Source organism: Paraburkholderia elongata (assembly GCF_013177735.1).
Taxonomy (GTDB): Bacteria; Pseudomonadota; Gammaproteobacteria; order Burkholderiales; family Burkholderiaceae; genus Paraburkholderia; species Paraburkholderia elongata.
Window position 1 is genome coordinate 1 of the sequence record NZ_WOEZ01000138.1, and the last position, 8,571, is coordinate 8,571.

General features: G+C 62.2%; 4 protein-coding genes and 1 pseudogene. All 5 read left to right on the forward strand.

Going from position 1 to position 8,571, the window contains the following annotated elements:
* Positions 1-468: 468 nt before the first annotated feature.
* The 5 genes and pseudogenes from nuoN (at position 469) to GNZ13_RS25175 (ending at position 8,293) form a co-directional block, all read left to right on the forward strand.
* The gene (nuoN, locus tag GNZ13_RS25155) at positions 469-1,938 is read left to right on the forward strand and encodes an NADH-quinone oxidoreductase subunit NuoN (protein WP_172169336.1); all 1,470 of its coding nucleotides are present in this window, start codon (positions 469-471) and stop codon (positions 1,936-1,938) included.
* Positions 1,902-2,003, forward strand: a pseudogene (locus GNZ13_RS52675) (DUF2818 family protein); the annotation flags it as partial. The gene nuoN and the pseudogene GNZ13_RS52675, both read left to right, overlap by 37 nt.
* A 472-nt stretch (positions 2,004-2,475) precedes the next feature.
* Positions 2,476-3,975, forward strand: a complete 1,500-nt coding sequence (locus GNZ13_RS25165; protein WP_172169339.1) for an efflux transporter outer membrane subunit — start codon at positions 2,476-2,478, stop codon at positions 3,973-3,975.
* Positions 3,972-5,183 carry an efflux RND transporter periplasmic adaptor subunit gene (locus GNZ13_RS25170; protein WP_172169342.1) on the forward strand — a complete coding sequence of 404 codons (1,212 nt, stop codon included), beginning with the start codon at positions 3,972-3,974 and terminating at the stop codon, positions 5,181-5,183. The genes GNZ13_RS25165 and GNZ13_RS25170 overlap by 4 nt, the downstream gene beginning before the upstream one ends.
* A complete protein-coding gene (locus GNZ13_RS25175) occupies positions 5,180-8,293 on the forward strand; it encodes an efflux RND transporter permease subunit (RefSeq protein ID WP_172169345.1) in 3,114 nt (1,037 codons plus the stop codon). Before GNZ13_RS25170 ends, GNZ13_RS25175 begins: the two co-directional genes overlap by 4 nt.
* Positions 8,294-8,571: the final 278 nt, after the last annotated feature.

An 8,571-nucleotide genomic window follows, 5' to 3' on the forward strand; every position in this document is an offset into this window, starting at 1 on the left:
CGAACCCTGCTGCTTCAGGCTTGCAATGGTCATGCGCTCTTCAGGCTGAAGCTGTTGATACGTTCTTCTTTTTTGCATGTGCGCACCTTACACGAGGAAGGTGTTGCACTTCAAATTTGATCGCGCCGTGCATCAACTCTTCGCAGCCTGCTCGGACTCTTGAAATCTAGATTCTGTGCTCAACAAGCGCCATTGGACTTTGGTCTTACCCGCCAGTCATACAGGGGCTGATCGCCGAACGCGAAGATCAATCCTATGGAAACCGACTGTTCCATACCCCGCGCAATTGGCCTAAAGTCCAATTGGTGTGCGTCCAATAGCGATGGAGCTGGTCTTCCTTGTAGTAGACAGGAAACTGGCGGCTTATCTTCCACAATGTTTGGATCAAGACCGAAAAGGTGAAGACAATGGTCACACAACATCACGATGATCATAAGCTAACCTAATTTCATAAGGGCGATAATGATCATGCAAGACGCACATGTGCTGTTGCCCGACGCGCTGGTAGTGCTCGCGATCGCGATCGCCTCCCGGGTGGGAGACTTCTGCTCCGAAGCAACGAACCGGCGTCTTACTTACCTCATCGCGCTCCTGTCGTCGACCGCGGCGGGCGTGTGGTTCGCGATCCAGTCATTCGATTCGCACCAGTACTATTTCTTCTCGCGGATGATCGTGATCGATTCATTCGCCAGCGTGATGAAGGCGGTCGTGTCGCTTGGCTTCACTGCCTCGCTCGTGTATTCGCGTAGATATCTCGAAGATCGCGACCTGTTCCGCGACCACGTGTTCCTGCTCGGCATGTTCTCGCTGCTCGGCCAGCTGATCATGATCTCGGGCAACCACTTCCTGATGCTGTACCTCGGTCTCGAGTTGATGTCGCTGTCGCTGTACGCAATGGTCGCGGTGCGGCGCGACGTCGCGCAATCGAGCGAAGCGGCGATGAAGTACTACGTGCTTGGCGCACTGGCTACGGGTTTCCTGCTGTACGGCATCTCGATGCTCTACGGCGCGACGGGCTCGCTCGAACTGAACGAGGTACTGAAGGCGGTTGCTTCGGGCCGCATCAACGATGCCGTGCTGCTGTTTGGCGTGGTTTTCATCGTCGCAGGCGTTGCATTCAAGATGGGCGCGGCGCCGTTCCATATGTGGGTGCCGGACGTCTATCAGGGTGCGCCGACCGCGATGACGCTCTTCGTCGGCGGCGGTCCGAAGGTCGCGGCGTTCGCGTGGGGCCTGCGCTTCCTCGTGATGGGTCTGCTGCCGCTCGCCGTTGACTGGCAGGAAATGCTCGTGCTTCTCGCGGCGCTATCGATGATCGTCGGCAACATCACGGGTATCGTCCAGCGCAACATCAAGCGGATGCTGGCTTACTCGGCGATTTCGAACATGGGCTTCGTGCTGCTCGGTCTGCTGGCGGGCGTTGTCGACGGCAAGGCCGGTGGCGCGGCTAGCGCGTACGGTTCGGCGATGTTCTACAGCATCGTGTATCTGGTTACGACGACAGGTACGTTCGGCCTGATTATGCTGCTCGCACGCCGCGATTTCGAAGCCGAAACGCTCGACGACTTCAAGGGTCTCAACCAGCGCAGCCCGATCTTCGCGTTCGTGATGATGGTGATGATGTTCTCGCTCGCAGGCATTCCGCCGACGGTCGGCTTCTACGCGAAGCTCGCCGTGCTCGAAGCGACGGTGAACGCCGGTCTGACGTGGCTCGCGGTGCTGGCCGTGATGACGTCGCTGGTCGGCGCGTTCTACTACCTGCGCATCGTCAAGCTGATGTACTTCGACGCGCCCCAGGACACGACGCCGATCTCGGCCGGCGCCTGCAACCGCACGCTGCTTGCGCTGAACGGCGTGGCCGTGCTGGTGCTCGGCATCGTTCCGGGTCCGCTGATGACGGCCTGCCTGCAGGCTATCTCGCACACACTGCCGCTGTAATGTCGGCAGCAGGCTGGTTTATCGTGTTGTTGGCGCTCGTCGGCGCCAACGTGCCGTTCCTGAATCATTGACTCGATGCTGGCACGGCGCTTCCAGCCTTTTGAGGCGCGACTTTCTGGTGAGGGTTCTTTTTTGCGCTGCGAGCCTTTTGTTCGGCTTTCCGTTGTGCATCCTGGCTCTGCTTCGTCCCGGGGGCGCCTGTCTGTGCCATGACTTCTGGGGCAAACGCGAATGAGACAGCAAGACTTGCAGCGACTGCCAGCGAAACCGGGTAACGGCTGTTCATGATTCTCTCCCATGTCAGACACCGGGGGTGCGATCAAAACAATAATCTACTCCGTCGACGGCATGATCTTTCCGGTTTATATAACCCGGACGCTTATGATAGGAATTCGCGCGTACCTTGTTCATCCCCCGTGTACGTGCGCTCCGACTGCGTATTGCGGCGCATTAAATTTTTTTCATCATTGGGCGAAAGCGCCGACAGGACCCGCTGACTAATCTGGCGAGATTCCCATGTTGCCGGAGCGTTCTCCAATGTCAGGGCTGTCCCGTTCGGCGCCGGTCTCGCGCGTCGTCAGTCCTCGTGCGCCTCGTCTGGCGGTGCGCGCTGCCGCATGTGCCGCGTGTACCGTGCGTGCCGCAATCTGCGCGCTGGGTGTCGCGGTGCTGGCCGGGTGCTCGCTCGTGCCGGCCTATCGGCGGCCGAGTGCGCCGCTCGCGCAGCGCTTCGACGGCGCGGCGAGTGCGTCACTCGCCGATACCGTTCCCGTCAGGAGCGGCTGGTGGCGCGAATATCACGACCCCGCGCTCGATGCGTTGGTCGATCGCAGTCTGCGCAACAACTTCACGCTGGCGTCCGCGATTGCGAGCGTCGAACAGGCGCGCGGCAATGCCGAGAGAGCCGGCGCGCCGCAGTATCCGTCGCTGACGCTCGGCGCTACCTTCGACCGCAGTCACCAAGGGCGTGGCTCGACCACCAAGACCCAGAGCCTGTTCGCCGAAGCCAGTTACGAGGTCGATTTCTGGGGCTTCAACGCCGCCAACGCCAGCGCGGCGGACCTGCTCGCACGCGCGTCCGAGTTCGATCGCGATACGGTGGCGTTGACGCTGACCGCGTCGGTGGCGGACACGTATTTCCAGGTGCAGAGCCTGCGCCGCCGTCTGGCGATCGCACGGTCCATCTCCGACGATGCCGCGCACATTCTGCAATTGCTGCTCGCGCAACAGGAGGCGGGCGTCGCGACCGAGCTGCAGGTGCAGCAGCAGCGCAACGCGCTCGCTACCTTCCAGGCGGCGGTGCCGGCGCTGCAGCAGCAACTCGACATCAGCATCCATGCGCTCGCCGTGTTGGTGGGCACCGCGCCCGAGCAGTTCACGGTGAACGATGCCGCGCTCGCCGACATCGCCATTCCGCAACCGCGGCCTAATCTGCCGGCCAGCCTGCTGGAAACGCGCCCCGATATCCGCTCGAAGGAAGCGCAGTTGCAATCGGCTAATGAGAGCGTCGGCGCGGCACGCGCGGCCTTTTTGCCGAACATCGTGCTGACTGCTGACGGCGGCCTCAGCAGCAAGTCGCTTTCGCATTTCCTGTCGAGTCCGTTTGCAAGCCTCGCAACCTCGCTGGCCGCACCGCTGTTCGACGGCGGCGCGCTGCGTGGTCAGCTGCACGCGAGCCAGGCCGCCGAAACAAAAGGTGTTGCCGACTACCGGCAGGCCGTGGTGACTGCGCTGCAGGACGTCGAGGATTCGCTCTCGGCGGCGCAACAGCAGCAGCTCGCGGAGGCCGCCGACCAGACCGCTGCCGACGCCGCCCGCAAAGCCGCCACGCTCGCACAAGCCCAATACAAGCTCGGCACCGTCGACTTTCTGACCGTACTCGATGCCCAACGCACGCTCTATCAAGCCGAAGACACGCTGGTGCAGGCGCGGCTCGCGCGCCTGCAAGCGTCGGTGAGCCTGTTTCGCGCGTTCGGCGGCGGCTTCGGCGTGACCGATAGCAGCGCTGCTTCCACTTCTACGCCTTCCCGCTCATGAAACCTGCTGACCTTCCGAACCACGAGGCGCCCCGCGCGCGCCGTCGCGCGCCGCTCGTGGTGGCGTTCGTTGTCCTTGTCGTGATTCTTGTCGCGTGGTTATGGCCGAGGCATCCGGCCGTGAAGCCCGCGGCTGCGGTGCCGGTCAACGCCGGCCATCCGGTGAACCGCGACTTTCCGATTCGCGTGGCCGCCGTGGGTACGGTGCTGGCGCTCAATACCGTGGACGTCAAGGTGCGTGTGGACGGCCAGTTGCAGCGCGTGGCCTTCACTGAAGGGCAGGATGTGAAGGCAGGGCAGTTGCTCGCCCAACTCGACCAGGGCCCGCTCACCGCGCAATTGCATCAAGCCGAAGCGGCGCAACGCAAGGACCAGGCCTCGCTCGATAACGCGAGGCTCGATCTCGCCAGGTACTCGAAGCTGGTCGGCATCGGCGCGGCGACCACTCAGGCTGTGGACACCGCGAAGGCGCAAGTCGAAGCACTCGCCGCCACTGTCGCGGCAGACGCAGCGCTGGTGCAGAGCGACCGCCTGCAACTGAGCTTCACCACGCTCTTCGCGCCGTTCACCGGCCGCGTCGGCGCGCGCGAGGCCGACATCGGCGCGATCGTGCATCCCACCGACACGACCGGCATCGTCACCGTTACGCAGATGGAGCCGATCACGGTGCTGTTCTCCGTGCCGCAAGACGTGCTGCCCGACTTGCTCGCGAATCAGGCGGCCGCGCCTTTGGCGGTGAACGTCACCACGCGTTCCGGCAGCACAGCGCTCGCCGACGGCACGCTCGTGTTCATCGACAGTACGGTCGATCCCACTACCGGTCAGATCAAACTCAAGGCGTCGTTCACCAACAAGGACCGCAAGCTGTGGCCGGGCGAACTGGTGAATGCGCGCGTGCTGTTGCGCACCGATACGCAGCGGCTCGCCGTGCCGAGCCGCGCGGTGGTGAACACGCAGAACGGCACGCAGCTGTATGTGATCAATGCGAAAGGCACGGCGCAGATGCGTTCGGTGCAAACCGGCGTGACGGTCGACGGAATGACAGAGATTCGCAGTGGCATCGCCCTTAAGGATCTGGTTGTGTTCGATGGACAAAGCCGCTTGAACCCAGGCGTGCGCGTGGCGGCGACCACCGTGCCGGCGGTGGCCGAGGCACCGGCCAATGCAAATTCGGCGGGCAGCCAGGCTAACCAGGACAATCCGTCATGAGCCTGATGGAACGGTTCATCAAGCGGCGCATTGCGACCAGTTTTCTTGCCATCGCGGTGCTGCTGGCCGGCGCAGTGGCGTATTTTCTGCTGCCGGTCGCGCCCTTGCCACAAGTCGATTTCCCGACCATTCAGGTCGTGGCGAAGTCGCCGGGCGCGAGTGCGGAGACCATGGCGACATCGGTGGCGACGCCACTTGAGCGACAACTCTCGTTGATCGCGGGCATTACGCAGATGACGTCGTCGAGCTCGCTGGGCACCACCAACATCGCCGTGCAGTTCGATCTGTCGCGCGATATCAACGGCGCGGCGCAGGACGTGCAAACGGCGATCAACGCGGCCGGTGGCACGCTGCCGAAGAATCTGCCGAACCCGCCGACCTATGAAAAGGTCAACCCGGCCGACTTCACCTTGCTGTCACTCGCGCTGACGTCGCCATCGCTCACGCTCACGCAACTCGACAGCTACGCCGAAGACTATCTGGCGCAGCAGATCTCGCAGTTGCCAGGCGTGGGTCTCGTCGATTTCCACGGCGAGCAGCGGCCTGCCGTGCGTATTCAGCTCGATCCCGACAAGCTCACCGCACGCGGCCTCACGCTGGAAGACGTGCGCTCGATGGTCGGCTTGCAGACCGTGAATGCGCCGAAGGGCAGCCTCAACGGCCCGGATCGCTCGGTGATTTTCAACGCCACCGACCAGATCACAACCGCCTCGGCGTATCGCGATCTGGTGGTCGCGTACAAGAATGGTGCGCCGATTCGCGTATCCGATCTCGGCACCGTTCTGAACGCCGCCGAAGACAACCAGCAGGCCGCGTGGCTTCAGCACGAACGCGCGATCATCCTCGATATTCACAAGCAGCCTGGCTACAACGTCGTGCAGACGATCGCCAACATCAAGGCGAAGCTGCCGGCACTCGAAGCGACGCTGCCCGCCGCCGCGCATCTGAACGTAGTGGGCGATCGTACGCAAACCATCAATGCGTCGGTGCACGACGTGCAATTCACGCTGATGCTGACGGTCGCGCTTGTCGTGATGGTCATCTTCTCGTTTCTGCGCAACGTGTGGGCGACGATCATTCCGAGCCTGACGATTCCTTTGTCGCTGGTCGCTACATTCGGCGTGATGTATCTGCTCGGCTATAGCCTCGACAATCTGTCGCTGATGGGGCTGACCATCGCAGTGGGCTTCGTGGTGGACGATGCGATTGTCGTGATCGAAAACGTGATGCGGCATGTCGAAGAAGGCGTGCCGCGCATGAAAGCCGCGCTGCTCGGCGTGATGGAAGTGCGCTTCACCATTGTCTCGATGACGATCTCGCTGATCGCGGTGTTCATTCCGATCCTGCTGATGGGCGGCATTGTCGGACGCTTGTTCCGCGAATTCGCGGTGACGGTGAGCGCGGCGATCCTGATGTCGGCGCTGGTCTCGCTGACCGTCACGCCGATGCTATGCGCGTGGCTGATCCGCTTGCCGGAGCCGGATGACGCAGGGCGCATGCGCAAGCTCGAAGCGTGGCTCGAAAGAGGCTTCGTCGCGGTGGAGCGGCGTTACGAGCGTGGTCTCGATTGGGTGTTGAATTGGCCGAAACTGATGCTAGGTGTGACGATTGCGACGATCGTCGCGACGATCGCGCTGTTCGTCGTGATCCCGAAGGGCTTCTTCCCGCAGGAAGACTCCGGTTTGATCATGGGTGTCGCGCAGGCCGCGCCGGATATTTCCCCGCGCGCGATGTCTTTGAAAATGCAGCAACTGGGCAATATCATCGAAGCCGATCCCGCCGTCGATAACGTCTACTACTGGATGGGTGCGAATCCGACCGTGAGCCAGGGCCGCGTGATGATCAACCTGAAGGCGTTCGGTCAGCGCAAGGACAGCGCCGGGCAGGTCCTCAATCGCCTGAAGCCGCAGTTGGCGAAGGTGATGGGCATTTCATTGTCGATGCAGGTCCGCCAGGATATTCAGGTGGGTGGCCGTATCAGCGCCGCGCAGTATCAGTACACGCTGCAAGACCCGGATATCAGCGAACTGAATCATTGGGCAGGCGTGCTGACCGACAAGCTGTCGAAGCTGCCGCAACTCGCCGACGTCACCTCCGACCAGCAAGCTGCCGCCACCAGCGCGACGCTCGTGATCGACCGCAGTACCGCCTCGCGCTTCGGCATTACCGCGCAAGCCATTGACGACACGCTCTACGACGCGTTCGGCCAACGGCAGATTGCCACGCTGTTCACGCAGCTGAATCAGTACCACGTCGTCGAGGAAGTCGATCCGAGCTTCCAGTTGACCACCGACGCGCTCGCGCACCTCTACGTGCGTTCGCCGCTGACGAATGAACTGGTGCCCCTCAACACGCTGGCGAAGATCGAAAACAACGTGTCGCCGATTTCGGTGAATCACCAGGGGTTGTTCCCGGCTGTGACGATCTCGTTCAATCTGGCGCCGGGGCAATCGCTCGGCAATGCCGTGACGGCGATTCACCAGGCCGAAGTCGCGGCAGGCAAACCGGACAGCCTGACGGGGTCGTTCCAGGGCACGGCACAGGCGTTCCAGGCGTCGCTTTCCAGCGAACCGTATCTGATCGCGGCGGCGCTCGTCGTGGTGTATCTGATTCTCGGCATTCTGTACGAGAGCGCGATTCACCCGTTCACCATCATTTCGACGCTGCCCTCGGCGGGAGTGGGGGCATTGCTTGCGTTGATGCTGTGTGGCCAGGATCTTTCGATCATGGGGATGATCGGTATCATCCTGTTGATTGGCATCGTGAAGAAAAACGCCATCATGATGATCGACTTCGCGCTCGTGGCCGAGCGTGAGCAAGGCTTATCGCCGCGCGAGGCGATCCGTCAGGCATGCGTGCTGCGCTTCCGGCCGATCATGATGACGACGCTCGCCGCGCTGTTTGGCGCGCTGCCGCTCGCACTCGGTCATGGCGCGGGCGCGGAATTGCGCGTCCCGCTCGGCATCGCGATTGTTGGCGGCCTGATCGTTTCGCAGATGCTGACGCTCTTCACGACGCCGGTGGTGCACCTGTGGTTCGACCGTCTGTCGAATTGGCTGGCGAAGCGGCGCGCGAAAGGCGGCGTGCTCGAGCATGAATCGGTAGGTTGAGCGCCGGCGGCGCACAGCGGCCGGTGCTCGACTGCCGGCGCGTTCATCATGCTCGGCATGTCATCCCGGCACGCATTCCAATTCTGTGGGACCACCGCCGATCCGGCGCGGCGGTCCCCACCTTAAGGCTGAACTTCCTGAGTGCGTTAATCCGAACTTTGACCATGCCGAAACATAAGCTATTGATTTCGCACTCTTATGTGTGCGAAGGCGGGATGTTTACTGGGTACAGGCAGGGTTGACGTTCAGCAGGCGGAAGGCTTTTTCCTGAATGGGCG

What these genes read in the sequence shown, in the direction of transcription:
- nuoN (WP_172169336.1), top strand. Translation starts at nt 469, where the DNA reads ATGCAAGACGCACATGTGCTGTTGCCCGACGCGCTGGTAGTGCTCGCG.
- GNZ13_RS25165 (WP_172169339.1), top strand. Translation starts at nt 2,476, where the DNA reads ATGTCAGGGCTGTCCCGTTCGGCGCCGGTCTCGCGCGTCGTCAGTCCT.
- GNZ13_RS25170 (WP_172169342.1), top strand. Translation starts at nt 3,972, where the DNA reads ATGAAACCTGCTGACCTTCCGAACCACGAGGCGCCCCGCGCGCGCCGT.
- GNZ13_RS25175 (WP_172169345.1), top strand. Translation starts at nt 5,180, where the DNA reads ATGAGCCTGATGGAACGGTTCATCAAGCGGCGCATTGCGACCAGTTTT.